The sequence below is a fragment of the Janthinobacterium agaricidamnosum NBRC 102515 = DSM 9628 genome, assembly GCF_000723165.1.
GTDB lineage: Bacteria > Pseudomonadota > Gammaproteobacteria > Burkholderiales > Burkholderiaceae_D > Janthinobacterium > Janthinobacterium agaricidamnosum.
In genome coordinates, this window is sequence record NZ_HG322949.1 from 5,698,954 (window position 1) to 5,724,562 (window position 25,609).

At 61.7% G+C, this 25,609-nt stretch carries 21 protein-coding genes and 1 pseudogene; 16 read left to right on the forward strand and 6 right to left on the reverse strand.

The genetic code is table 11. The features are described from left to right. Nucleotides 1-45 precede the first annotated feature (45 nt). From msuE to GJA_RS24645, 3 genes are all read left to right on the forward strand, one after another. Entirely contained in the window at nucleotides 46-627 is a 582-nt protein-coding gene (gene msuE, locus GJA_RS24635; RefSeq protein ID WP_038497658.1) for an FMN reductase, read from the forward strand. 80 nt (nucleotides 628-707) lie between these two features. Continuing rightward, nucleotides 708-1,691, forward strand: a complete 984-nt coding sequence (locus GJA_RS24640) for a DUF1852 domain-containing protein (protein ID WP_038497659.1) — start codon at nucleotides 708-710, stop codon at nucleotides 1,689-1,691. Between the two features lie 28 nt (nucleotides 1,692-1,719). Further along, complete coding sequence (locus GJA_RS24645; RefSeq protein WP_038497660.1) at nucleotides 1,720-2,748, forward strand: methionine synthase; 1,029 nt, start codon at nucleotides 1,720-1,722, stop codon at nucleotides 2,746-2,748. Nucleotides 2,749-2,887: 139 nt separating this feature from the next. Here the strand turns inward: GJA_RS24645 and GJA_RS24650 are convergent, their stop codons facing one another. Next, the gene (locus tag GJA_RS24650; protein WP_038497661.1) at nucleotides 2,888-3,328 is read right to left on the reverse strand and encodes a nuclear transport factor 2 family protein; all 441 of its coding nucleotides are present in this window, start codon (nucleotides 3,326-3,328) and stop codon (nucleotides 2,888-2,890) included. Nucleotides 3,329-3,370: 42 nt separating this feature from the next. Further along, complete coding sequence (locus GJA_RS24655) at nucleotides 3,371-5,392, reverse strand: oxidoreductase (RefSeq protein ID WP_038497663.1); 2,022 nt, start codon at nucleotides 5,390-5,392, stop codon at nucleotides 3,371-3,373. Between the two features lie 148 nt (nucleotides 5,393-5,540). On the opposite strand from GJA_RS24655, the gene GJA_RS24660 reads away from it, so the two are divergent. Together GJA_RS24660 and GJA_RS24665 are read left to right on the forward strand one after the other, a co-directional pair. After that, the gene (locus tag GJA_RS24660; protein WP_038497664.1) at nucleotides 5,541-6,164 is read left to right on the forward strand and encodes a TetR/AcrR family transcriptional regulator; all 624 of its coding nucleotides are present in this window, start codon (nucleotides 5,541-5,543) and stop codon (nucleotides 6,162-6,164) included. A 508-nt stretch (nucleotides 6,165-6,672) separates the two neighbouring features. Further along, nucleotides 6,673-7,182, forward strand: a complete 510-nt coding sequence (locus tag GJA_RS24665) for a DUF2867 domain-containing protein (RefSeq protein WP_038497666.1) — start codon at nucleotides 6,673-6,675, stop codon at nucleotides 7,180-7,182. A 161-nt stretch (nucleotides 7,183-7,343) separates the two neighbouring features. Here the strand turns inward: GJA_RS24665 and GJA_RS24670 are convergent, their stop codons facing one another. The 4 genes from GJA_RS24670 to GJA_RS24690 all read right to left on the reverse strand — a co-directional run bounded on the left by GJA_RS24670 (nucleotide 7,344) and on the right by GJA_RS24690 (nucleotide 12,835). Further along, complete coding sequence (locus GJA_RS24670; protein ID WP_038497668.1) at nucleotides 7,344-9,542, reverse strand: OsmC domain/YcaO domain-containing protein; 2,199 nt, start codon at nucleotides 9,540-9,542, stop codon at nucleotides 7,344-7,346. A gap of 351 nt (nucleotides 9,543-9,893) precedes the next feature. Beyond that, a complete protein-coding gene (locus tag GJA_RS24680; RefSeq protein WP_038501026.1) occupies nucleotides 9,894-10,829 on the reverse strand; it encodes an alpha/beta fold hydrolase in 936 nt (311 codons plus the stop codon). 101 nt (nucleotides 10,830-10,930) lie between these two features. Beyond that, nucleotides 10,931-11,896, reverse strand: coding sequence for a PDR/VanB family oxidoreductase (locus tag GJA_RS24685; RefSeq protein ID WP_051781301.1), 966 nt, complete (start codon nucleotides 11,894-11,896; stop codon nucleotides 10,931-10,933). A 9-nt stretch (nucleotides 11,897-11,905) separates the two neighbouring features. Continuing rightward, nucleotides 11,906-12,835 (reverse strand): pyridoxamine 5'-phosphate oxidase family protein, encoded by a 930-nt coding sequence (locus GJA_RS24690; protein ID WP_038497672.1) that lies wholly within the window; start codon nucleotides 12,833-12,835, stop codon nucleotides 11,906-11,908. Nucleotides 12,836-12,970: 135 nt separating this feature from the next. On the opposite strand from GJA_RS24690, the gene GJA_RS24695 reads away from it, so the two are divergent. From GJA_RS24695 to GJA_RS24745, 11 genes and pseudogenes are all read left to right on the forward strand, one after another. After that, nucleotides 12,971-13,906: a LysR family transcriptional regulator gene (locus GJA_RS24695; protein WP_038497674.1), complete on the forward strand. Its 936-nt coding sequence runs from the start codon at nucleotides 12,971-12,973 to the stop codon at nucleotides 13,904-13,906. Nucleotides 13,907-14,008: 102 nt separating this feature from the next. After that, nucleotides 14,009-14,380 carry a DsrE family protein gene (locus GJA_RS24700; RefSeq protein ID WP_038497676.1) on the forward strand — a complete coding sequence of 124 codons (372 nt, stop codon included), beginning with the start codon at nucleotides 14,009-14,011 and terminating at the stop codon, nucleotides 14,378-14,380. Between the two features lie 3 nt (nucleotides 14,381-14,383). Next, nucleotides 14,384-14,605 (forward strand): annotated as a pseudogene (locus GJA_RS28405) (hypothetical protein); the annotation flags it as partial. Nucleotides 14,606-15,142: 537 nt separating this feature from the next. Further along, the gene (locus GJA_RS27920) at nucleotides 15,143-15,286 is read left to right on the forward strand and encodes a thiopeptide-type bacteriocin (protein ID WP_156484100.1); all 144 of its coding nucleotides are present in this window, start codon (nucleotides 15,143-15,145) and stop codon (nucleotides 15,284-15,286) included. A gap of 164 nt (nucleotides 15,287-15,450) precedes the next feature. Beyond that, a complete protein-coding gene (locus GJA_RS24715; protein ID WP_144241634.1) occupies nucleotides 15,451-17,073 on the forward strand; it encodes a hypothetical protein in 1,623 nt (540 codons plus the stop codon). After that, a complete protein-coding gene (locus GJA_RS24720; protein ID WP_038497684.1) occupies nucleotides 17,070-18,770 on the forward strand; it encodes a YcaO-like family protein in 1,701 nt (566 codons plus the stop codon). The genes GJA_RS24715 and GJA_RS24720 overlap by 4 nt, the downstream gene beginning before the upstream one ends. Before the next feature lie 7 nt (nucleotides 18,771-18,777). Then, on the forward strand, nucleotides 18,778-20,016 hold the full coding sequence (locus GJA_RS24725; RefSeq protein WP_038497687.1) for a hypothetical protein: 1,239 nt from the start codon (nucleotides 18,778-18,780) through the stop codon (nucleotides 20,014-20,016). After that, a complete protein-coding gene (locus GJA_RS24730; protein ID WP_051781302.1) occupies nucleotides 20,013-22,505 on the forward strand; it encodes a lantibiotic dehydratase in 2,493 nt (830 codons plus the stop codon). The genes GJA_RS24725 and GJA_RS24730 overlap by 4 nt, the downstream gene beginning before the upstream one ends. A 10-nt stretch (nucleotides 22,506-22,515) precedes the next feature. After that, nucleotides 22,516-23,931 carry an MATE family efflux transporter gene (locus GJA_RS24735; protein ID WP_038497693.1) on the forward strand — a complete coding sequence of 472 codons (1,416 nt, stop codon included), beginning with the start codon at nucleotides 22,516-22,518 and terminating at the stop codon, nucleotides 23,929-23,931. Then, nucleotides 23,928-25,058: a quinone oxidoreductase family protein gene (locus GJA_RS24740; protein WP_051781303.1), complete on the forward strand. Its 1,131-nt coding sequence runs from the start codon at nucleotides 23,928-23,930 to the stop codon at nucleotides 25,056-25,058. Before GJA_RS24735 ends, GJA_RS24740 begins: the two co-directional genes overlap by 4 nt. Next, nucleotides 25,055-25,576 (forward strand): hypothetical protein, encoded by a 522-nt coding sequence (locus GJA_RS24745; RefSeq protein WP_038497696.1) that lies wholly within the window; start codon nucleotides 25,055-25,057, stop codon nucleotides 25,574-25,576. Before GJA_RS24740 ends, GJA_RS24745 begins: the two co-directional genes overlap by 4 nt. Nucleotides 25,577-25,609 lie beyond the last annotated feature (33 nt).

Sequence of the window (25,609 nt, forward strand, 5' to 3'; positions counted from 1 at the left end):
TCGGCATTTTTCGGCCTTGGCGCATCCATCCATATGAAAGCAAAAATGACACGTCCACTGCGTTTAGTAGGGGTTTCCGGCGGGCTGCAACGCCCGTCCAAGGCTGCCGCCCTGACAGAGCACCTGATGGACCTGATCGCCGACCAAGTCCCGTGCGAACAACGGCTGGTCGAAATGGGGCAGCTGGTACCACAGCTGGCCGGCGCGAGCTGGCGCTCCCATTTGCCCGATACGGTGGAGCGCGAACTTTTAGCGGTCGAGCAAGCGGACATCCTGGTGGTGGCAAGCCCGGTCTTCCGCGGCTCCTACACGGGACTGTTCAAGCACTTCTTCGACTTCATTGATCAGGACGCCTTGATCGACAAGCCCGTCTTGCTGGCTGCCACCGGCGGCAGCGAGCGCCATGCCCTGATGATCGACCACCAGTTGCGGCCGCTGTTCAGCTTTTTCCAGGCACGCACCTTGCCGCTGGGCGTGTACGCGACCGACAAGGATTTCGTCGACTACCGTTTGCAGGACGAGGCCCTGATCCAGCGGGCCACACTGGCGGTGCAACGGGCATTGCCCCTGCTCGAATTGACGCGCCATGCAAGATTGGCCACCGCCGAGGAGGCGGTCGCGGCTTGAAAAGAGCAAAAATTCTACAGCACTGAATACGCAATCAAGCTATTCAGATTTTTTCGCAGAAATCAGGACACCGGATCACAATGAGCAAAGATTTTGAATTTAGCATCAAGAGCATTTCTTTCGATGAAAACTATCATCCATCAGAGAATACGCGCCTGACGACCAACTTTGCCAATTTGGCCAGGGGAACGAGTCGCCAGGAGAACCTGCGCAATACCCTGAAGATGATAGACAATCGCTTCAACAACCTGGCGCATTGGGATAATCCAAACGGAGATCGCTACTCTGTCGAGCTCGAAATCATTTCCGTTGAAATGAATATTGATGTCGAAGGCGGCAATAATCCGCTTCCATTGATCGAGATATTGAAACCGAATATCATCGACAAAAAAACCAAAGAACGCATTGATGGCATTGCGGGGAATAACTTCTCCTCTTACGTGCGCGATTACGACTTCAGCGTGGTGCTGCCGGAGCATAACAATAATAAATCCACCTTCAGCATCCCGGATAATTTTGGCGATTTTCATGGAAAGCTGTTCAAGCACTTTGTAAAATCAAATGCTTACAAAGAGCGCTTCAAGAAGCCGCCAGTGATCTGTATCAGTGCCTCGAGCAGCAAGACCTATCAGCGGACTGAAAATCGGCACCCGATATTGGGCGTCGAGTATCAACAAAATGAATTTTCCTCGACCGATCAATATTTCGAAAAAATGGGGATGCAAGTTCGCTATTTCATGCCGCCCAATAGTTTTGCGCCTCTGGCTTTCTATTTTATCGGCGATCTGCTGCGCGATTACACGAATCTTGAGCTTATCGGCACCATCAGCACGATGGAAACGTTTCAAAAGATTTATCGACCCGAGATTTACAACGCCAATTCCGCGGCGGGACAATTTTATCAGCCTAGCCTGAAGAATCAGGATTATTCATTGACGCAAATTGTCTATGATCGGGAAGAGCGCAGCCAGCTGGCTGTCAAGCAGGGAAAATATACCGAAGAGCATTTCATCAAGCCATATAAAAATGTTCTTGAACAATGGGCTGCCGATTACGCTTTCTAATTAACCAGAATACACGACATTATTTATCATGAAAAAATTATTGCCTACTTCAACTGCCGGCAGTTTGCCAAAACCTTCCTGGCTTGCACAACCTGAAAAACTGTGGTCGCCGTGGAAATTACAAGACGAGGAGTTAATCGAAGGCAAACAGGATGCCTTACGTTTGTCATTGCATGAACAACAGCAGGCAGGCATCGATATTGTCAGCGATGGCGAGCAAACCCGTCAGCATTTTGTCACCACGTTTATTGAACATCTGAGCGGCGTTGATTTTGAAAAACGCGAGACCGTCAGAATTCGCGACCGCTATGACGCGAGCGTGCCGACCGTCGTTGGTGCGGTGAGCCGTCCGAAGCCGGTGTTTGTGGAAGATGCCAAGTTTTTACGCCAGCAAACCAAGCAGCCGATTAAATGGGCGCTGCCAGGTCCGATGACGATGATTGATACGCTGTATGACAGCCACTACAAGAGCCGCGAAAAACTGGCCTGGGAATTCGCCAAGATCCTCAATCAGGAAGCCCGCGAATTAGAGGCGGCTGGCGTCGACATCATCCAATTTGACGAACCCGCATTCAATGTCTTCTTTGATGAAGTGAATGACTGGGGCGTTGCCACCCTGGAACGGGCGATCGAAGGGCTGAAATGCGAAACCGCCGTACATATTTGCTATGGCTACGGTATTAAAGCCAATACGGATTGGAAAAATACGCTGGGCTCCGAGTGGCGTCAATATGAGGAATCGTTCCCCAAGCTGCAGCAATCCAATATCGACATCATTTCGCTGGAATGCCACAACTCGCATGTGCCAATCGACCTGATTGAACTGATTCGCGGCAAAAAAGTGATGGTAGGCGCGATTGACGTGGCAAGCAATATCATTGAAACGCCGGAGGAAGTCGCCGACACCCTGCGCAAGGCGCTGCGGTTTGTCGATGCCGACAAGCTCTATCCTAGCACCAACTGTGGCATGGCGCCCCTGGCGCGTGCAGTCGCCAGAGGCAAACTGAATGCCCTCAGTGCAGGCGCGGAAATCATCCGCAGAGAACTCTCGGCCTGACAGGCTGGTGAAATAAGCTCTCGGCCCGTCGCCCAAGGCGATGGGCCGAATGCTCTCCGGATAGCGCCAATAGTAGTGGGGCGCTGCCATGTAGCTGAACAGGTCAGCGCGTCAATCCCCCATCATTTCCTGCCCAGTATCACCCCTTGACCTTAAACGCCGGCATCGCCTCCGCCAGCCGTCTCCCCATTTCCGCCCCCAGCGCCTGCAGTCCGCTCAGCGGGCGCACCATGACCTCGAAATCGACGATCCGGCCCTCGTCATTGAAGCGTATCAGGTCGATGCCTTTCAGCTGTTTGTCGCCGACGTTCGCACTGAACTCCAGCATCAGGTTCAGGCCGTCGTCGCTGGCGAGCTGCCGGTGATACGTAAAGTTTTCAAACACCTGGATGACCGTGCTCAGCGCCAGGATCAGCGCCGGGGCGGTGGCGTAGGCCGAGATCGACATCGGCGAGCGAAACACCGCGTCCGGATGGACGATCGTGTGGAGCTGGTCAAGATTTTTCTCGGCGACCATGTGGTGCCAGAGATCGAGCGATCTGGCGACTGCGGGATGGATGTTTTGCGGTGCTGGTGACATGCGGCTCTCCTCTGGATTGAACAATCGGGTCATGACGGGGCTTCAAATGCGGGCCGCCAGCGCGGTGCCCTGGCGAATCGCGCGCTTGGCGTCGAGTTCGGCCGCGACATCGGCGCCGCCGATCAAATGCACCGAGCAGCCTGCGCTGCGCAATGCCTCGTGCAGGTCGCGCAGCGGTTCCTGGCCGGCGCACACGACGACCGTATCGACATCGAGCACCTGGGGCTGGCCAGCCACGGTCAGGTGCAGGCCGGCATCGTCGATACGCTGGTAGGACACGCCGGACACCATCGCGACCCGGCGCGCCTTCAGTCCAGTGCGGTGTATCCAGCCGGTGGTCTTGCCCAGCTGCGCGCCGACCTTGGCGGACTTGCGCTGCAGCAGATGCACGCGGCGCGCGGGCGCGTCGACCCGCGGGCTGGCCAGGCCGCCTGCGTGGGCATAGGCCGGGTCGATGCCCCATTCCTGGTAAAACTTGGCGGGCGCCACGGCGCCGCTCTCGCCAGCGTGGGTCAGGTATTCGCTGACGTCGAAGCCGATGCCGCCGGCGCCAATCACCGCCACCCGTGGCCCGACCGGCCGGTCGTCGCGCAGCACGTCCAGGTAGTCCAGCACTTTCGCATGGCCGATGCCGTCGATCGCCGGGACGCGCGGCCGTACCCCGGTGGCCAGGATGATGTCGTCGAAGCCGGCGGCGGCCAGTTCATCGGCGCCGACTTGATGGTTCAGCTTGACCGTCACCTTGTGCAGTTCGAGCTGGCGCCGGAAATAGCGCAGGGTTTCATAAAACTCTTCCTTGCCCGGCACTTTCTTGGCGATGTTGAGCTGGCCGCCGGTCTCGCTGCCGGCGTCGAACAGCGTCACTTCATGGCCGCGTTGCGCCGCCGTGATCGCAAAACTGAGGCCGGCCGGACCGGCGCCGACCACCGCCAGGCGCTTGCGCGCGCTGGCCGGTGCTATCACCAGTTCGGTCTCGTTGCAGGCGCGCGGATTGACCACGCAGGACGTCAGCTTGCCGCCAAACGTATGGTCCAGGCACGCCTGGTTGCAGCCGATGCAGGTGTTAATTTCATCGGCGCGCCCCTGGCGGGCCTTGCGCACGAAGTCGGCATCGGCCAGCAGCGGCCTGGCCATCGACACCATGTCCGCATAGCCGTCCGCCAGCAAGCGCTCGGCGACTTCGGGTGTATTGATGCGGTTGGAGGTCACCAGCGGTATTCCCACCTTGCCCATCACACGCTGGGTGACCCAGGCGTAGGCGGCGCGCGGCACCTTGGTGGCGATGGTCGGAACGCGCGCTTCGTGCCAGCCGATGCCGGTGTTGAGTATGGTTGCCCCGGCCGCCTCGATCGCCTGCGCCAGCGCGATGACTTCGTCCAGCGTGGAGCCGCCCTCGACCAGGTCCAGCATCGACAGGCGGTAAATGATGATGAAGTCCGGCCCGACCCGCTGGCGCGTGCGGCGCACGATTTCGACCGGGAAGCGCATGCGGTTGGCGTAGCTGCCGCCCCATTCATCCTGGCGATGGTTGGTGCGCGCGGCGATGAATTCGTTGATCAGGTAACCCTCGGAACCCATGATTTCGACGCCGTCATAGCCGGCGTAGCGGGCCATGGCGGCACAATGCGCGAAATCGTCGATGGTCTGCTCGACTTCGTCGGCGCGCAGCGCATGCGGCACGAACCGGTTGATCGGGGCTTGCAGGGCGCTGGGGGCGACCAGCCCCGGGTGGTAGGCATAGCGTCCGAAATGCAGGATCTGCATCGCAATCTTGCCGCCCTCCTGATGCACGGCCTGGGTGACGATGCGGTGCTGTTCGGCCTGGTGTTCATTGACCAGCATGGCGCCGCTCTTAAGCGGCCGGGCCCGTTCGTTGGGGGCGATGCCGCCGGTGACGATCAGGCCGACTTCCCCGCGCGCGCGTTCCCGGTAGAAGGCCGCCATCCGCTCGAAGCCATCGGGGGCTTCTTCCAGCCCGATGTGCATCGAACCCATCAGCACGCGGTTTTTCAGGGTGGTAAAGCCCAGATCAAGCGGGGTATTCATGCGGGGGTAATGCGTCATGCGGTCTCCAGGTTATCGCTGATAAGATTTGGCTCAAAAAGGTTCGGGCAACGCTGATAAAAAAGCAAAATGATGGTACGAGGCTATCTTATCAGTGTCAAGATACTTATTTATGATAAGTTGTCTTTTTTCCTTTCATGTTTTTTATATGACAATGAACACCGTGCGCGCCCGTGACACTTACCATGTGGGAAATCTCGCACCACAGTTGCTGAGCGCGGCACGTGACATGCTGGAGCAAGTGGGCCCGACCAAGTTATCGCTGCGCGCCGTCGCCGAGCGCGTCAACGTCAGTTCCGCCGCCGCCTATCACCATTATGCCAACCGCGCGGAACTGATCGGCAATCTTGCCGCACAAGGATTCGACGAGCTGGCCGATGCGATGGCCCGGCGCGACAAGCGTGACAGCGGCATGCAGAAACTGCGCGCCGCCAGCCTGATCTACTTCCGTTTCGCGCGCGCCAATCCGGCCTTGTATCAACTGATGTTCGGTCCGGAATTCGCGACCGGCCAGACCATCGCCGCCTTGTTTACCGCGCGCGAACGGGCGTTCGGAGAACTGAAGAACTCGATCGCCGAGGTGCTGCAGTGCGACCCCCAGGCCGTCGAGGTGCGCCGGGCCGCCCGCGCCGCCTGGTCGTACACGCATGGCTTGGCGTCCCTGGTGATCCACGGCATGCTGCAGATCCCCGCGGGCGTCAGCGAAGAGCGCTTTCTTGACGGCACGTTACAAGGCTACGGCTATCTGTTCCAGCGTGGGGAGCACGAGTAAACGGATCCGCACAAGTCCGGCATTGACGACGCTATTGAACGAAAATATATCTCCCGGTCCCATGCGGTCCCTGGCTCCTGTCAAGCCGTCTTGATCGCAATCGATAGAGAGCGGATTACTGTTTCCAAGCGCGGTTGAGTCCGTTAATTGTGGACGATATGCCGGTCGGCGCATGGCGCGCCATGCGTCGACGAACCACGCAGGTCCACGTTGTCAGTGGGCGCTGTCCCTATCGGACAGGTTGTTAGCCAAAGTAAGTTTGTGTAAAGTATAATAATTTGGCCTGTTGTTTTCCAGCGTGCCTGCGGCTGAAATGTGCGGCGCTGCCTTGCCGTTGCCTCGGTGCGCTTTCCCAACATGATAAGGGGTACTATTTCATGCAAATATCAAACCGATCGAAAGCGGGCGAGCACGCCAAAGTGGGCAAGCTGCTCACCGCAGGCGCCGGCAGCGGCGGCGCCCTCGCCCAGCAGCTCCCCATCCATGCATTCGAGATCCGCGGCTTCCCATGAAAGCCGCCATCAGCCTCATCGAGGTGCCGCCGGAAAGCAGGCTGGGCGTGTTTTTGCCAAACGCGTATTTCTACGACGCCTATGAACTGGAGCGCGAATACGACGCCCGACCCGTGCTGGAAATATATCTGGACGGATTATCGCGCACGCCCGGCTGGGTCCATCTGCTGATGAATCTGCGCAACCGGATCGTGGCACTGGCGGGTTTGAAAAATCTCGGCGGCCTGGCTGCGTTCGATCGCGCAAAGCCGGCAAGCGCCTACCGCGAAGGGGACCGGGTCGGCATTTTCTCGATATTGTACCTGAGCGACGATGAAATCATTTTCGGCGATTCCGACCGCCATCTCGATGTCCGGGTCTCGGTATGCAAGCTGACGCGCCTGGATCGGCCCCGTATCGCGGTGTCCACCGTGGTGCACCTGAAAAATCTGTTGGGGCGCGTCTACATGGTGTTTGTGGCGCCATTACACAAGCGTATCGTTCCGGCGATACTCGCCCGGTTTTGATGGCACGCTCCATCAGCCTGCTTGAGCAGGCCGGGGAAACCATGGAAAACCGCGCGTGCCGAAGGCGTGTCGGTTTTCAATGGCTGTCGCACGGCGTGCAGCGCTGAAGCAGTCCGGGCCCTGCCAGTCCAAGCAGGGCCGCCGGGCTGCCGCCGGTTTGTTTAGCGCGCCGCTGCCGTGTCCCGCGCCGCATGCAATTTCTTGTAGCTGTCGAGCAGGCGGGCATGCCGGTCCAGTCCTTCCAGTTGCATGCTGGTCGGCGTCAGTCCGAAGAAGCGCACGCTGCCGTCGACCGAGCCCATTACCGCATCCATCCGGGCGTTGCCATACATGCGGCGGAAATTGACGATGTAGTCGTCCATGTCCAGCTCGTCGTCGAGCAGTACTTCCAGCGCCACGTTCAAGGCTTGATAAAACAGTCTGCGTTCGACCGTGTTGTCGTTGTATTGCAGGAAGGCGCCGACCAGTTCATGCGCCTCTTCAAATTGCTGCAAGGCGAGCTGGATCAGCAGCTTCAATTCCAGGGTTGTCAGCTGGCCCCAGACCGTGTTTTCATCAAATTCGATGCCGATCAGGGTGGCGATGTCGCCGTACTCGTCCAGCTCGCTGTTTTCCAGGCGATCAAGCAGCGCTTCCAGGCTGCTCTGGTCCAGGCGATGCAAGTTCAGGATATCGGCACGGAACAATAGCGCCTTGTTGGTGTTATCCCAGATCAAATCTTCGACCGGATACACTTCCGAATAACCGGGCACCAGGATACGGCAGGCGGTCGCGCCCAGCTGGTCGTACACCGCCATATAGGCTTCCTTGCCCATGTCCTTGAGGATGCCGAACAGGGCCGCGGCTTCTTCGGCATTGGCGTTGTCGCCGTCGCTGGAAAAATCCCACTCGACAAAATCGAAGTCCGCCCTGGCGCTGAAAAAGCGCCACGAGACGATGCCGCTGGAATCGATGAAGTGTTCGACGAAGTTATTCGGTTCGGTCACGGCTTCGCTGGCAAAGGTGGGCTGGGGCAGATCGTTCAAGCCTTCAAAACTGCGGCCCTGCAGCAATTCCGTCAGGCTGCGTTCCAGCGCCACCTCAAGGCTCGGGTGCGCGCCGAACGACGCGAACACGCCGCCGGTGCGCGGGTTCATCAAGGTGACGCACATCACCGGGTACGTCCCGCCCAACGACGCATCTTTCACCAGCACCGGAAAGCCCTGCTCTTCCAGGCCATGGATGCCGGCCAGGATGCCGGGGTATTTGGCCAGCACTTCCTGCGGCACATCGGGCAAGGCGATTTCGCCTTCCAGGATTTCGCGTTTGACCGCCCGTTCGAAAATTTCCGACAGACATTGCACCTGTGCTTCGGCCAGCGTATTGCCGGCACTCATGCCATTGCTGACGTACAGGTTTTCGATCAGGTTGGATGGGAAATACACGACTGCACCGTCCGACTGGCGCACATAGGGCAGTGAGCAGATGCCGCGCTGCGCATTGCCGGAGTTGGTGTCGATCAGGTGCGCGCCGCGCAACTCGTCATCGGGGTTGTAGATGTCCAGGCAGTAGTCATCGAGTATCTCCTTCGGCAGCGCATCCTTGCGGCCAGGCTTGAACCAGCGCTCGTTCGGGTAATGGACAAATGCCGCATTGGCGATGTCCTCTCCCCAGAACGCGCCGGCATAGAAATGGTTGTTGCTGATACGCTCGATGTACTCGCCCAAGGCCGACGCCAGCGCGCTTTCCTTGGTCGATCCCTTGCCATTGGTAAAACACATCGGCGAGTGCGCATCGCGGATATGCAGCGACCACACATGGGGAATGATATTGCGCCACGACGCGATTTCAATCTTGATGCCCAGGCTCGCCAACAGCCCGGACATATTGGCGATGGTTTGCTCCAGCGGCAAGTCTTTGCCCGCAATATAGGTGCTCGCGCCAGGCGCCGGACTCAAGGTCAGCAAGGCTTGCGCATCGGCATCCAGGTTCTCGACCTCTTCAATCACAAACTCGGGACCGGCTTGCACCACTTTTTTCACCGTACAACGGTCGATGGAGCGCAGGATGCCCTGGCGGTCCTTGGCGGATATATCCGCCGGCAACTCGACCTGGATCTTGAAAATCTGCTGGTAGCGGTTTTCCGGATCAACAATATTGTTTTGCGACAGGCGGATGTTTTCGGTCGGAATATTGCGAGTTTCACAATACAACTTCACAAAATAAGCCGCGCACAAGGCCGATGAAGCGAGAAAGTAATCGAACGGACCCGGCGCCGAGCCATCGCCCTTATAGCGGATAGGCTGGTCGGCGATGACGGTGAAATCATCGAACTTGGCTTCAAGACGTAGCTTATCGAGAAAGTTGACCTTAATTTCCATGAGAATATTCCAGACGAGTGCTTAAAATGAATTAGCCGCTATTATCCGTTCTTTTCGCTGGCAGCGGTTCGAATGATCAGGGAAGCAGGGCCGGGCGTGCGCAACGTCAGTGACGGCATAATGTCAAAGACATAGGGGCCGATACTGTACAACGCCGGCCTGCTCCCTGACGCGTGCGATCGGGCCAGCGGCCCGGCAAACAACTGCACCACGCTGGTCATATTCTGGCCGCCCAGCCCCCGCGCCATCGCTTGCCGGAAATTGCGCCTGTCTGGCGGGGCTGGGCATCGAGCAGTACCTGGCAGCGGGGCAACTGGTGCAGCTTTTTCCGGACTGGCCGGACCGGCGGCATTAGCGCCGGGCCGGACCCGCCGCGGCCGGCGCGAGCCGGTCCAGGAAGGCGCGGGTAAGCGCCGCCACGTCATCAAGCCTGGTATCCATTACAAAATGGCCGCCGTCGAGCACATGCACTTGCGCCGACGGGTTGTCGCGCCGGAACGCGTACGCGCCTTCCGGCGTGAAGGCCAGGTCGTGCTTGCCCCACACCACCAGCGTCGGCAACTGGCGCTGCTTCAGCCATGCTTGCCACTGCGGATACGCGGCCAGGTTATGCTGGTAGTCGTAGATCAGGTCGGCCTGGATGCGCGCCTGGCCCGGCCGGTTCAGGTAGGCATATTCGTCCATCCACAGGTCGGGGTCATACGCCTCGACATGCGGGTCGCTGCCGATGTGGCGCGCGCGTGTCGTCGCCACCGACTGGTGTCCCGCGACGACCTCTTTTTCGTGCGCCGCGCGGTCGGCCCAGAACGGCTTGCGCTTTTCCCAGATGGCGCCGAGTCCCTCGCTGTAGACGTTGGCGTTCTGGAATACCAGCGCCTGGATCGCATCGGGACGCTGCAGCGCCATGCGCATGCCGACCGGCGCGCCGTAATCCTGCATCAGCAGCACGTAGCGCTGCGCGCCGACGGCGTCGGTAAATTTCTGCATCACCTGGGCCAGGTGATCGAAGGTGTAGGCGAAGTTGGCCGGGTCCGGCGCATCGCTGTTGCCGAAACCGGGATAGTCGGGCGCCACCAGGTGATATTGATCGCCCAGCTTGCGCAGCAGGCCGTCGTACATGCGCGACGAGCTCGGCACGCCGTGCAGCAGCAGGAGCGTGGGTTTGCTGGCGTCGCCAGCCTCGCGGTAGGCGATGGTGATGTCGTCCACCTTGACCGTGCGGTAGGCAATGGGAGCGGCTTGCGCGGCACTGGCGAGGACGAGGGTTGCTGCGGCCAAGAGTTTCATTTTTTTCTCCGGTGAGTTGTGTATGGCATGACTGTATCGGGCATCGATCGATTCGGGAACGCCGCGCAGCGAAATGGTGTCTTGCGTTGCGCCGCCGTTGATCACAATTCCAGCACCAGCCGGCCGGGCGCGGCGGCCCAGGAAACGCAGGTGCACATGCCTTCGGCCCGCATCGCCGGCGTCAGGCAGATATCGCGGTGCACAGGCTGGCCGTGCAGCACCGGGGTGTAGCAATTGCCGCACTCGCCACGCTGGCAATCGTAGGAAACGAAGACGCCGGCGGCGATCAACGCGTCCAGTATCGGCGTGCCTGGCGCCACCTGCACGGTGATGTGCGACAACGAGAGTTCGACCGTCAGCATCGTATCTTGCTGCTGCGCGCGGGCGCCGAAGCTTTCGACATGCAGCGCGCCGGCCGGCCATCCCAGCCGGGCGCCGGCTTGCGCCAGTCCCTGCATCAGCAGACCCGGTCCGCATGCGTAACAGCTGTCGCCCGCGCCGTAGCCGCCGAGCAACTGGGCCAGGTCGGCGCGCCCGGCCTGCTGCGACAAGTGCACATGCAGCGTCGCGTGTGGCATGCCGCGCAGCTGGTCCATCAGCGCCAGCCGCCCGGCATTGCGGGCAAGGTAATGCAGTTCGAAGGGCAGGCTCCGGGCGTTCAGCGCATGCGCCATCGAGAGCAGCGGCGTGATGCCGATGCCGCCGGCGATCAGCAGCACGCGCGCGGCCGGCGAGCGCTGGACCAGGTCCGGCGGGAAGCTGTTGAAAGGGCCGCTCAAGCCGACTGCGCTGCCGGTGGCGATCTCGTCGTGCAGGCAGCGCGAGCCGCCGTTGCCGTGCTCTTCGCGCTGCACGGCGATGCGGTAGCGGTGATGGGCAGTCGCCGCTGGCGCCATCCCGATCAGCGAATAGTGGTTCTCGAAGGTGCGTCCATCGCGCGATGCAAAGTGCAGCACGATGTGCGCGCCGGGCAGCCAGCCGGCGACGGCGGCGCCGTCCTGGCGGGCGATATGGAATTCCTTGACGGCGCCGCCGTGCTCGATGATGTGGGTGATGACATGGCTCATGGTTTTGCCTCAGGAGCGCGCTGCGGGGTTGAAGGGGGAAGCGTCCAGGTATTCCCATGCGAGCGGCTGTGGCGTGTCGCGCAATATCCAGCGCTCGACCTTGAAGTCCCAGTAGCGCCGGGTGCCGCCGGTTTCATTGTCAGGATCGTCCTGGTCCCAGCGGATCACGGCGCTGCCGCTCAGTTGCAGCAATTGGCCGTGCACGAAATCCGGAATGCACAGGCCGGCGCGCGGATCGATTGCGAAGTTGCCCAGGGTGTTGAACAGGCTGTTGCCGCTGAAATCGGGAATCCGCAGCGTGCTGTCGTCCAGCACCTTGACGAAGCCGGCGGCACCGCCCCGGTGCGACGCATCGGCGCCGCTGCCGGCGTGGCGGCTGGCGACGAACATGGTATCGGCCAGCCGGACGATGCCGGCCACCGTTCCGCGCAGTACCGTGCCGTGCGCGACTTGCACCGGCAGTTTTGGTTCGCCAGACTGGCGCAGGTGACGCCGCTGGATGTATTTCGGACAGTTCGGATAGGCCTCGCGTATCGCCACCTCGACGCCCTGCGCGTCCAGCCGCCGTACCGTGCCGTTGACGCGATAGCGGCGCCGCGAGCCGAGCTCGATAAACAGCATGCCGAGCTCGGACTGCCTGCCGAGGTTGTCCCATAGCGGGTCGGACTGGTCGCGCTGATGGGCTGCCACATCGATCAGGATGGAACGGCCATCGCCGGTCTGCAGGAAGCCCGGTTTGCCGAACAGCAGCGAAGTCCACACATCACCGGCCGCATCGACGCTGGCAAGAGCGACCATGGACTGCTTGGCGATGAAGGGCCGGGCGCCGGCAATCACGGTATCGCTGAGCAGGCCGATATTCCGGTCCGCCATCGCCGTTTCACCGGCCAATTGCTGTACCGCGCGTTCGCCGGCATGGAAGCTGTTACTGTTGTTCATGGCACTCTCCTTGTCTGTGGCAGCGTGGCGGGCCGGGGCTGCCGGCATCGATTGCTGTTGACGCTATTTTGCGGAATAATGTCGCAAGCAAGAATAGGTGTTCAAAACAAGTCACTATTTCGCCAAGGGTAATAAATGGATCAGATCCACTTGATGCATGTCTTTGCCGCCGTCGGCGACGAGGAGAGTTTCGCCGCCGCCGCGCGGCGCCTGAACCTGTCGCCCGCCGCCGTGACGCGCGCCATTTCCGCACTGGAAGAGCAACTGGGCGTGAAGCTGTTGCTGCGCACCACCCGCAGCGTTCGGCTGACGGAAGCGGGACAGCGCTACCTGGACGATATCCGCAGCATCCTGGCCAGCATCGCGGAAGCGAATCAGGCGGCGGCGGGCGTGAACTCGACGCCCAAGGGGAATCTCTCGGTCACCGCGTCTGTACTTTTGGGCAAAAATTTCATCATGCCCAGCATCACCCGCTACCTGAAGGAATATCCGGAGGTCGATGTGTCGGCCTATTTCCTGGACCGGGTGGTCAATCTGGTCGACGAGGGCATCGACGTGGCGGTGCGCATCGGCCATTTGCCCGATTCCAGCCTGAAGGCGCTGCGCGTCGGCCAGGTGCGCCGGGTGGTGTGCGCGGCGCCGGAATACCTGGCGAAAAATGGCGTCCCGCAGCATCCGGCCGACCTGCTGCGCCATACGATCATTGCGGCCAGCGGGATTTCGCCGCGGGTCGAGTGGAAATTTGGCGGCGGGGACGATCCGACGATGGTGCGCATGAAGCCGCGCCTGACCGTCACCAGCAACGACGCGGCGATCGACGCGGCGATCTCCGGTCTCGGCATCTGCCGGCTGCTGTCGTATCAGATCGCCGACGAGGTCGCGCAGGGGCGCCTGAAAATCGTGCTGGCCGACTATGAGGAGGCGCCGTGGCCGGTCCATGTGCTGCACCGGGAAAGTAAATTCGGTTCATCCAAGGTGCGCAATTTTATCGACCTGCTGGCAGCGAATTTGCGTGCCCATCCCTCTTTGAATGAAGTCGTCAGTATTCCCCATGGCGAAACAATGAATTGAGTCAGGCGTCATTCCTATCCCCTTTCGCAATACCTAGAATGGCCTGATCCGCTGCATGACGCAGCGGCACACCGCACTGACCATCCACTGAAAGGGAATACCATGAAAGCAGCCATCATCATCCTGTCCGATCCAAAAGCCGGCGAAGAGGCGCTGGGCCGCATGTTTAACGGCCTGGCCGCCGCGTACGACTTCAAACAAAAAGGCGCCGACGTCGGCATTTATTTCCAGGGTACCGGCACGCGCTGGCCGGGCGTGCTGGCCGAGGCCTCGCATCCGGTGCACGCGCTGTACCAAGCGGTGCAGGATAACGTGGTGGGTATTTCCTGCGGTTGCGCCGACGTGTTCGGCGCCCGGGAAGACGCCGAAAAAGCGGGCTTCGACCTGATCACCGACAACAGCGTGCCCGGCACGTCCGGCCTGCCCAGCATCGCGCGGATGGCGGCCGACGGCTACGCGGTGTTCACGTTCTAGGGCGTGCTCATTTTCCAGCCTCTTGGCAGGTTCATCGCTGCAAGCGCGCCGCCACAAAGCGGCCTGGAATTGCCCGGCGTGAGCGCCGCCGAAGCGGACGATCCTGGCAAGTCGATACCAGCGGCCACCAACCAGGTGGTTCACCGCATTCTGCCGTTCTATATCGGCTCGGCCGGCATCCTGCTGGCGCTGCATCCATGGCACATGCTGGCCACCAACGGCAGTTCGCACCAGTTTCAACGGAGATTGAAGAACCGTCCGGCCCGGTTGATGGCGCGGGACGGCACCATCGTTAGCCGCCTGTTCGTCGGCATCTGCCAAGCTCTGCGCAGGAGTGACTGTCGGTACTGCCGGGCGATCTGTTTCTGGCGCTGTCTGGAATGACTTGCCCACTGCCGCCGGGGGCAGTGGGTTTCCGATTTATTGTGTTGCTAGTGCCACAATCAGTGACGTTGATGTCGTTGTAATAATGCAACGTTTAATAATCTTCATGCAAATAATCTTCATTTTCATGCCGCGATCTTCTTCGGGTTCTTTTTACTTGCAAATCGCGCTCATGACTTGATTGCATAAGTAATTGTTTTTAATGGAGGTCGGTGGCACTGCAGTATTGATCTATATCAAAATGTCCATAAGAAATCTCTCACAATCTCACTTTTTAAAATTATTGACATAATAAAAACTAATATGGACATGATTTTTTATTGAGGTTATGATTTTTATGCACTGATTCAGGTGCCTATTTTTTAAAAGGGAGAGAATATGGAAGCTGTTATTAGCCAAGAATTTGATTTTGAAATCCTCGAAATGAGCGAAGCTACTGCAATGGAAGAAATGGGCGCATCGTCGACCATTTGCGCTGGCTCGACTTGCACCAAGGCCGTAGAGCAAGAAAGTTCCTGCTAAGAACCTGTCTTCGCAGGCAATATATTCCTGCTGAATAGGTTTTAAGTGCTTTACTTCCTGCAACGCCGGTCATTTACCGGCCGGTTTGCAGGCAGGTGCCGCTCCCCGGCCTGGAGTTCGATGGCAGGGGAGCCTCATATTTTTCCCCGAAATAACGTGATGCCATGCCGAAAATATTATTAGACGATATATATAACGTTCGGCCCGATATATTTATAAAAGGTGCGGAAGACAGATTGCATGTGCAATACGCCGGTAAAAACTTTATTCTGCGTTTACAGCATGATGTTATTAATTCGTTATATGACTGTCTCGGCCTGGTCGATGGTATACGTCCGATGGGGGAAGTATTAACGGCGATACCGCCTCAGCACCATGCCAGCGCCCTGAAGTTTATGGATTTCCTGGCGAGCAAGCATGCCGCATTCCGCGTGACGAATGTCGATGACGAGCTTGAACTTGCCGCAGTGAAAGATACTCTGAACTATTTGCGTTTGTACAGCGACGATAGTTCCGCCACCTTCCGCCGCTTTGAACAGGGCCGCATTTTGATCGTCGCTGGCGGTTTTGCGCTAATGAGCGCGGTGAAAACCTTTGCCCGCCTCGGCACGCGCATGCTGACCGTGATCGATACCGCCGTCGACGGCCAGCCTCGCTGGAGCGTAGCCGAGCTGCAGCGGTGCTTTGCCGAATTGCGCCGCTGGCCCGATGCCGAGCTGCATGTCATATCGCCGGCGGGGCTGGCGCCGATGCCCTCTTTCGACCATGTGTTGCACGTGGTTCGGGACGCCGTCGCCGTGCACCAGCGCATATTGACGCAGTGCGCCGCTACCGAGCAATTGATCGCCGTCTACGTGAATGGCAATCTGTGCCTGCTGCGCAGTGACGATTACCTGCGTGTCGGGGGGCATCCTGGCGAGGGCGGCGCCGTGTCCCAGCCCGGTGAGCTGGTTGCTGGAGCGACCGCTTCGCTGTTTTTCTTCGATAACCTGTGCAATATTCGCCGCGTCGATGCCGGACGCTATCAGTATTACAAGCTGAACGGTGAAAATGCCACGCGCTTCGGCCACCTGTATCGCTTGCTGCCGCTACTGGATGGTCTGACCGGCGATGCTGCGCCCGCAGTGGCTCGCCCATCGTCCGCACCGGCGGTTGCGGTGGAATTGGAGCGCCTGCTGCATCAACCATTGTTCCCGCTACAGCCGTTGCTTGAACGCACCGATCCAGCGAGCCACATCAAGCTGTATTCCACGGTATTGTCCTGGCACGATGGGCGTACCCTGGTTGCGGCCGGCCGTCATAGACGGCAATGCGAGGCCAATCTGTTGGCGCAGCTAGTGTCACTGCATGGTCTCTGGTTCGATCAAGGCTGCGCCGTCGAGGCGCAAGCCGCATCCGAGTTGCGCGCCAAACAACTGCAGGCTGAGCAGGTGGTGCAGCCGCTGCGCTCCGGCCAAGCCGCGCAACGGCGGCCATGCACTGTGGAACTTGGGGCGTACGAAACGTATATCGAGTTCTGCATCAACGCCGTCTTTGGCCAGCGCGTGCGCTGGTTCGTGCTGCCGACCGCCGACGCACGGTTCAGCGCCTGCACCGTATTGTGCGCCGGTCACACGACGCTGTTCCTGCCGCATGGCGGTGAATTGCCGCCGGACTTGCGCGAGGCCGCCTTGCTGGCCTTGTACGCGGCGTTGTGGCAACAGCGCAATGGCATCGCGCCGATCCAGGATGTGCTGGTCGCTGCGAGCCCGTTCCTGGCGCTGACCGAACCTGTCGCCGCCGCATGAGCGCCGCGTTACCGTTAGCCGACTACCTTGCGCGCAGCCCGCTGCGCCGGCGGCTGGTGCTGGTGGCGAACCTGCAGGCCGCCGCTACGGCCGTCGCTCCGGAGCTGCCGCATATTGTCATCATCGCCACCGGCGATACGCTGGCGCTGTTGCCGCTGCGCGGGGCCCGCTTGCCCGAGTTGCAGGCGGTGCGCGCCTTTTCCAGCGATTTCGCCACATTCCCGCGCTTCCAACGCCGCTGGCGTTGGACTGCCGTGCTGCAGATCCAGCTTGACGTACTGTTGGGCGAGCTGCTGGCGGCGCTCGACAGCGGCGTTGGCGCTGGCATGTACCTGTATCTGAATGGCGCCTTCAGCCGCAAGTATTTTCCATCGTCCCAGCCAGCCACGACGGCGCACGCCGCGGCGTTGCCGGCGCCCGATAACGAATCGTGCCGCGCCGGCAATGCTCGCCTGGAAGACATCCTGGCAGCCTTCGGCAACGCCTCGCTGCACGGCACATCGCTGCATGCCACTCCGGGGCATGACAGTTACCACTGCTATTCGCAGCAGCATCGCATGCTGGGCATCGGGCGCGGCGGCACGGAGCGGCAGATGAGGTGCGGCGCGGTATTTGAATATTGCGAGCGCTGGGCCGGCCTGGCCAGGCCGGACAACTGCGTCACCGGCAGCCATGCCGGCTTGCGGCAGCAGGCGCTGGCGCCGGAGCAATTGCTGGGACTGAGCGAGGAGCAATGTCAGCGCCTGGTGCCGGGATTCCAGCGCGACCGTGCGATGGAATGGCTGCCCGCGCGCCTGGAAGACGATGGTGGTGCCGCGCTGGTGCCATTGGCCATGGTCAACTACTTGCTCGATCCTGGCGTACCGTTCAGCCGCTATCAGAACAGCAATGGCTGCGCGCTCGGCAACTCATTCGAAGAAGCCGCGCTGTTCGGGGCGCTCGAAGTGATCGAACGCGATGCGCTGCTCACTATGTGGTACAGCCGGTCGACGCCGCCGCGCATCGATGTGGTGGCCACCACGTGCCAGCATACCGCCGGCTTGTTGATGCTGCTCGGGCTGGCCGGTTACGACGTGTTGTGCTTTGACATCACGCTCGACTTGCCGGTGCCCAGTACGCTGGTGCTGATGCTCGGGCGCGACAGCGGCAGGTTGGCCGCGTTCGTTACGGCGGCCAGCCATCCGCATGCTGCCGTCGCGCTGCGTTCGGCGCTGGCGGAAGCGCAATCGCTGATCGGATCGGCGGAGCGTAATTTCGCCCGCCACCAGCGGCGCCTGGAGCGCGATCCGGCCGAGCTGCAGCGACTGCGCAACGACAGCCAGGCCTTGTACTACGGCCACGCGGCACAGCGCCATTGTTTCGACTTTCTCGGCGGCGCCACGCCGTCGCTGGACTATGCCGATTTTATCGCGCGTCACCTGATCGAGCCATGTGCCGCGCCGGCGGCGTACCGGCGGCTGTGCGGGCAGGCCGCCGACGCAGGCTATCGCCTGGTCTCGGTCGACAATACGCCGGCCATGCTGCAACCGCTGGGACTGGCCAGCGCGCGCGTGTTCATACCCGGCACGATACCGCTGGCCTTTGGAGACCATTGCGCCGCGGTGCCGGCGCAGCGGCTGCAACGCGCGGCGCGCCGCGCTCCCTGGGTGCGTCTCGACGCCGATTTGTCCGCTCCCCTGATCCACCCGCTAGGATAAGTATCCCATGATCACGCCGACCGGCCGCCTGGCCGAAGACGAATTCGCTTTCCGTTATTTGTCGCCCAGCGAGGCGATCACCCACGCCAGGGCGCCGGACCGGTTCGAGCAGAACCACCAGTTCGTTCGCGGCGCCGGCGGCCAGGGCCGCGACGTCGACTTGTCGGCCCTGTTCCGCGCGCTGGTGACCGGGCAGGAGGCGCCGCGGGGTGAATTGCGCCAGCGCTTGCTGACCGTGCTGCTGCAGGTACACTTGCCGGGCAGCGTGACGCCGCTGACCGGCTACGGCCTGCATGCGAGCTATCCTTCGCCGCGTGGCTACTATCCGATGCAGTTCCTGCTCGAGGAGCGGGCGCGGGAAGCGCTGTGGCATGTGGACATGGATGCGCTCAGCATGCGTCATCTCGGCGCCGCGCCGGCCGGCATCGGCGACGACGCGCCGTATGCCTTGTGTATTAAAACCGATTTCGACATCTACGCGCCGCTCTACAATTTGTTCCGCAAGTCGCTGTTTGCACTTGAATGCGGACATTTCTTGTCCGAATTCCTGCTGCTGGCGGGGCAACTGGGCATCGGCGTCGCTCCGCAGGTGGCCGCCGGCGCGATCAAGCTGCTGCTGCGCGAGGATGGCTCCACCGAGCCCGTGTCCGACCCGCTGGCGGCGCACCGCCACTTCGCGCGCGAGCGCAACAGCGGCCGCTTTTTCCGCGGCTTCTTTCCCGCGCCATCGACATTCTGCCAGCAGCATCTGGCACAGCTCACGGCCGCCATCGGTGACGCGGTGCGCGAGGCCGTGCGCCTCTTCCCCGGTGCGCAGCGGCTGAAGCTGACCGCCAAGCTGTGCCTGCGCGCCAGCCCGGGGGTAGCCGCAGGCATCTATCGGGTCGACCCGGACGGCCTGGCCTGCCTGACGCCGGACGATCCGATCGACCACTGCGAACGTCTGTATAACTATCCCTCATTCAACTTCCGCTTCGTCCCCGCGATGGTGTTCTGGTGTATCGATGAACTCGCCTATGCATGTGCCGACGACGCTTTCCTGGAAATGAACCTGGTGCTCGGCTTTCTTAACCAGCAGTTGATCCGCGTGATCCTGGACGGCGAAATGCTGGGCCGCCCCTTCCGCAGCTACGACCAGCTCGGCATCGACCGCTTGCTGCGCAACGCCGACGATGGGGTGCGCACCTACTATGGCTTGATGGTGGTGCGCAACCGCTGCGGCGACGCGCTCGGTGTGCTGCGATGAGTACATCCTCGACGCTGGTGCCGTACGTGGTGGTGCGCGCCAATAATCTGCCGCTCGACAGCCTGTCCGCGCTGATGGGGGCGCAGCAATCGGAACAGCGGCTGGCCGCGCTGCACACGGCCAGGGAGCGGCTCGACGCCATGCGCGGGCAGGTGTGCGCGCTGCTGTTCGAGCTGGCGTCCACCGGCTGCGCCGAGTATCGCCTGATGATCGCTGCCAAGCGCGCCATCTTCAGCCGCGCCGCCATCGCGTCGGTGCTGGCGCGCTTCGGCAAGTTACTGGCAAGCCATGACGCGCTGCTGCCCTGGCTGCGCCAGGCACAGGCGGTGCAGCAGCAGGAAGCGGCGCTGCTGGCGCTGTTCGATCGCGCCACGGAGGATGCGCGCGCCGCCGCGCGCGTCCTGGTGCGCCAGCCCAGCTTCCTGCAAGGACTGGCGATGACGCGCGGCCAGGTCTATCGCGCCGCGCTGGCCTACGCCGGCAGCGTCAGCGTGCAGGGCAAGAAAGCGCTGAACGACGAGGAAACGCTGTTTCGCTACCTGACCCGCGGCATTGCCAAGGTCAGTCCATTCTCGTCGTTCACCTCGGTGGGCTTCGCGCCCTTGCAGGCAGGTGCCGAGGAACGCGCCACGCTGCTTCGCTCGCGCCGCAGCGAGGATCGTTTCAGCCTGGATCGGGCGACCTTGATGAAGCTGTTCGAGCGGTTTCTGCTGCGCCATTACGCGCACTGGCGTTTCCGCCTGACAGAAAACTGCCGCGAGGTCGATGGCGAACAGCACTATTACCTGTTCGGTGATCGTGCCGATGTCTATCCTTACCGTACCTCGTTCAGCAAGACGCGCTTTCCGAACGTGGCCTTGTTCGCCGCCGAGGACGGCCAACCGGGCTGGCTGTCCTGGAATACCATTGCGCAGCGGCTGCCGGCGGGCGCCGATCCCGCCGCGGTGCTGCAAAAATGGCTGATGGCGGGGGTGTTGAACTTTCAGCCCCGCCTCGACGAGGAAAGTGCCCACCTGCTGCAGGACTTTCTGGCCATCGCCCGCAGCGTCGCCGCAACTGATGCGTCGGCGGCGCCGGTGGCAGAGGTACTGGCGGAGATGGACACGGCATACAGACAATTTCCAGGCGCCGATCCGGCCACGCTGTTCGAGCGGGTCGACGCCTTGCACGGCGGGCTGCAAACCCTGTCCGCGCTGCTCGGCTGGCCGCTGGTCAAAACCGGCGGCCTGGTATATCACGACAGCTACCTGCCCGAGCTGGCCCCGCTGTCGGAGGCGATGGTGGGCAATTACGGCGCGCAGATCCGCGAATTCGTCGCGCACTACCTCGGCTACAACTTCAACAGCGGCTATTCGGATGCGATGCTGGCCACGCTGCGCGCGGCGCTGGCCGGCGGCCGCACGATGAAGGTGTTCGACTTCTATGAACTGGTACAGCAGACCGTGGCGCGCCATGCTGCCGACCGGGTGCAACCCGAGAGCAAGACGCTGCGCCTGATCGGCTTGTACGAGCAGATCTGGGCGCGCCGCGGCGCCGCCGAGATCGTGCTCGACGCCGTGCCCGCCGCGCCGGCGCGCGGCATCTCCTTCGCCGCTTACGGCCACCTGATGGACGGCTGCTTTGTGCTCAATAATATCGATAGCGGCTACTTGCGCTGTTATTCGCGTTTCTTCACCTTCGGCGCGTCCGGCGACGTGCTGGAGCAGTGCCGCGCCGCCTATGGCGCCGAGCTCGAGGAGGCCTACGATATTTATGACACCTTCGGCTTCAACACCGCCTTCCGGCCGCGCATCTGCGGCCGCCGCATCTGGCTCGATGGCGCGCCGGACAGCGGCGGCGCCGATGTCCGGCTCTCCGAGCTAAGTGTGCACTGGCCCGAGCAAGCGGCTTATCCGGTGTTGAGCGCCGGGCCCGGCGGCCGGCCGGTACACCTGCGCCAGACCGGCCTGTTCGTCAAGGAACTGTACCCGCGCCTGCTGGAGATGCTGATGCGTTTCAGCATGGCCGACGCGCCGTGCTATTTCGCCTTCCGTTTCGGACTGCACAAGATGGTGGCCGATGCCGGCCAGCGCGGCGTCATCCGGATTCCGCGCATCCGCTACCGCGATGTGGTGCTGTCGCGCCAGCAGTGGTGGGTCGACCGGGACAGCCTGCCGCAGCGCGCCGCCGGCGAAGAGGCGGCCCGCTATCTGCTGCGCCTCGACGCCTGGCGCCGCGCGCATGGCTTGCCGCAGCGCGTGTTCCTGCGGCGTCACCTGGCCGCCAAGGTGCTCGACCGCGACGTTTCCAACGGCAAGAAACCGGTGCTGCTGGACTTCGCGGCGCCGATCATGGCGCGCATGACTGGCCGTATGTTCTCCAGCGCGTTCGACCTGGCCTCGCTCGAGGAAGTGCTGCCCGACAGCGACAACGCGTATGCATCCCATGGCGGCCAGCGCTACGCCAGCGAAATCATCTTTGAAGTAACCCCGGGTACGCCCACCTTGTGACAGAAACGCTATGACCAACATCGATTTCACCGACGACGACGTACGTAAATCCCTGCTCCGCTTTTCATTGCCGATGATGCTGTTGGCGTTGATGGATTACGCCGGCATGTTCATCAACCTGGGCTGGCTGATGGCGCTCACCGACGAGAGCGACTTGCCCGCGACCTTGCGCATCTCGGTGGCGGTGGTGGGCCTGCTCGAGGCGGTGCTTGGCGGCCTGCTGGCTGCGATATACATCTACGCTAACCAGGCATTCGGCCGTAAAGACCATGCCACGGCGCGCTACCTGATCAACTTCGGCTTCGGTTGCAGCCTGGTCATCTCCGTTCTGATCGCCGCCAGCGGCGGCGTTTGGGCTGCGGGCCTGATATCGATGTTCGGCGTCGACGCGGATATCAAGCAGCAGGTGCTGCGCTACCTGCAAGTCTACTGGTTCGGCTACGTCATCATCATGCTGCATATGTACGCAGGCCTGCTGGCGCGCATGGCGGGCGCGGTGGTGGTGATTCGCCGCTTCAAGATCACCAGTTTCATGAGCGCGCTGGTGCTGAGTCCGTGCCTGATCTGGCTGGCGGTGCGCCACGAATACGATCCGATGCAGGCTGCTGCCCTGGCGTTGATCGGCTCGCGCGCGTGCGGCCTGCTGGTATTGGCGTACGACATGGGCAAGCGCGCCGTCTTCCCTTTCCGGCTGGGCGTGGAATTGCGCGTGCTGCCGCTATTTAGCGAATGGAAGCCGATGATCAAGCTGGGCGGCGCCGAAACCCTGAACGCGTTTTCGCTCAAGCTGTCGTTCTACCTGCTGTACCTGATGCTGTCCTACTTCGAGGCCGGTACGCTGGAAGCGGTCACCATCTCGCAGTATTTCACCGGTTTTGTGCAGACCGTGCTGATGGGCGCGATCACGTCGATGATTCCGTTTGCCGCGCAAAACGGCGGTTGCGGCAAGATTGCCCATATCGGTACTGGCGTGCGCTGGATGGCGATGCGCGTGTTCGTGCTGTGCGTGCTCCTGATGCTGCCGTTCATCCTGCTGGCGCCGCTGTTCATGCATGTCTTTATTCCCGACCCTGCGGTGGCCGCCAAGGCGCTGGACTATATCCGCATCACCTCGCTGCCCTGGGCGTGCCTGATGGCGTCGTTCCCATTCCTGTTTGCCATTATCGGCCTGGGCGATACGCGCGGCACCCTGGCACTGACCATCTGGTCCATGTACATCTGCACGCTGCTGCCGGTGCTGGCGGTACGGCTGCTGATCGGCGGCAGCGTGCAGGCCGCGGCCTGGGCCGAGGCGGTGGCCGCGGTGCTGACCTTCCTTGGCTGCTATCTGTACTATGTCGGCAAGGAACGCCAATTGTTGCGACAGGCCCCGGCCGCCCCGGCCTCCAGCGGCGCTTCCGCACCGGTCTCCGCGGAGGCCGCGTGAAATGCTTCGTGGTGATGACGCCGCAAAGCGCCGGCCGGTTGCCGGTGCGCGAATCGTGCCGCAGCGTCATGCATGGCACGCCGGTTGACTTTGCCGTCATCGAGAAAGACGACATCGATTTCGACGCCGGCGACGAGCGGCATGCGCACCATGTGCTGATACGCGTGCATGCGTTTTCGTGCAACTACCGCGAGCAGGCGCGCTTCCTGAACGTGGCGCGCCAGGACGATGGCAAGGGCTACCTGGTGCTCGGCTCGGAGTTTGCCGCCACGGTAGTCAAGACGGGGCCGCTGGTGCAGGGCTTCAAGCCGGGCGACCGGGTGTTTGGCAACGGTTCGGTCGACGACAGCGCCGGCCATCTGGGGCTGACCACCCAGCGCGGTTCGGCCGAGCTGCAGATCTGCCATGAAGCCAAACTGATGCGTTTCCCCGATAGCATGCCGCTGGCCGAAGCCGCCGCCTTCAGCGTCGGCGCGCAGACCGCGTATGCGCTGGTGCGCCGGCTTGAGCTGCGTCCGGAGCACCATGTGCTGGTGACGGCCGCGGCATCGAATACCGCGCAGTTCGCGATCCACGCCTTGCTGGCCAAGGGGCACCGGGTGCACGCGCTGACCACTTCGCCGCACATGCGCGCCCACCTCGCCGAACTCGGCGTCGAGGGCTGCTGCGTGCTGGACCGCAAGCAGCCTCCCCATGATGCGCTGGCCGCCTACCTGGCGCAGCATGGCATGGCCAAGTTCGACGCGGTGATCGATCCGTTCATGGATGTCTATCTGCGCAAGCTGGTGCCGCATCTGCAGCGTGGCGGCAAGTACATTACCTGCGGCGTGTACGAACAGTTCAGCGCGCCCCATGACCCGTTCGCTTATCGCGGCCTGTCGCTGGACGAGATGTTCAGCCTGATCATCCGCAAGAACCTGCATGTAATCGGCAACAACCTCGGCGACCGCGCCGACCTAGAGGCGGCCTTGGCCGATTACAGCGCCGGGCGCCTGCCGGTGGCGCTGGACGCCGTATTCGGCGCCGGCCAGCTGGAGCCGTTTATTGCCCGTTCCTACCTGGCCGGCGACCGGCTCGGCAAAGTCGTCTTCGATTACCGCACCACCCACACAGGAATCCATTCATGATCAAAGCCCTCCTTACGCTGGCGCTCGGCGCCAGTACGGCCGCCGCCGCCGCCGCCCCGTCGCCGCTCCAGCATATCCGCATCGATGCCGGCGGCGTCGACGTGGAATTAATCGACGTGCCGCCTGATACGCCGCCTGAACTGAGCTACCGTGCCCAGGGAACCTGCCAGCCGGAAGTGGAAATCACCACCGTCGGCGAAGTGCTGCAGGCGCGCCATCTGAAAAGCTGCCATGGCAAGGGCGATCACGAAGGAACCGTATTCACGCTCAGGCTGTCTGCCCAATCGAGTTTCTCGCTGGAGCTGGGCGCCGGCGGTGTGCGCATCAGCGGCGGGATGGCGCAATACAAGCGCATCGACCTGGCGGTCAAGGTCGGCGGCATCCATAACCACCGGCGCGACCTGGCGCTCGAGCGGCGTCGCCCGTTCCTGGTCGGCGCGGCGGCCAGCCTGCAGCGCGACACGGGCGAACAGGCGATGCAGGTGGCGCTCACATATGGCGGCATCAGCCTGTATTAAATTCACCTGCCCAGTTAACCGATCCCAAGGAAA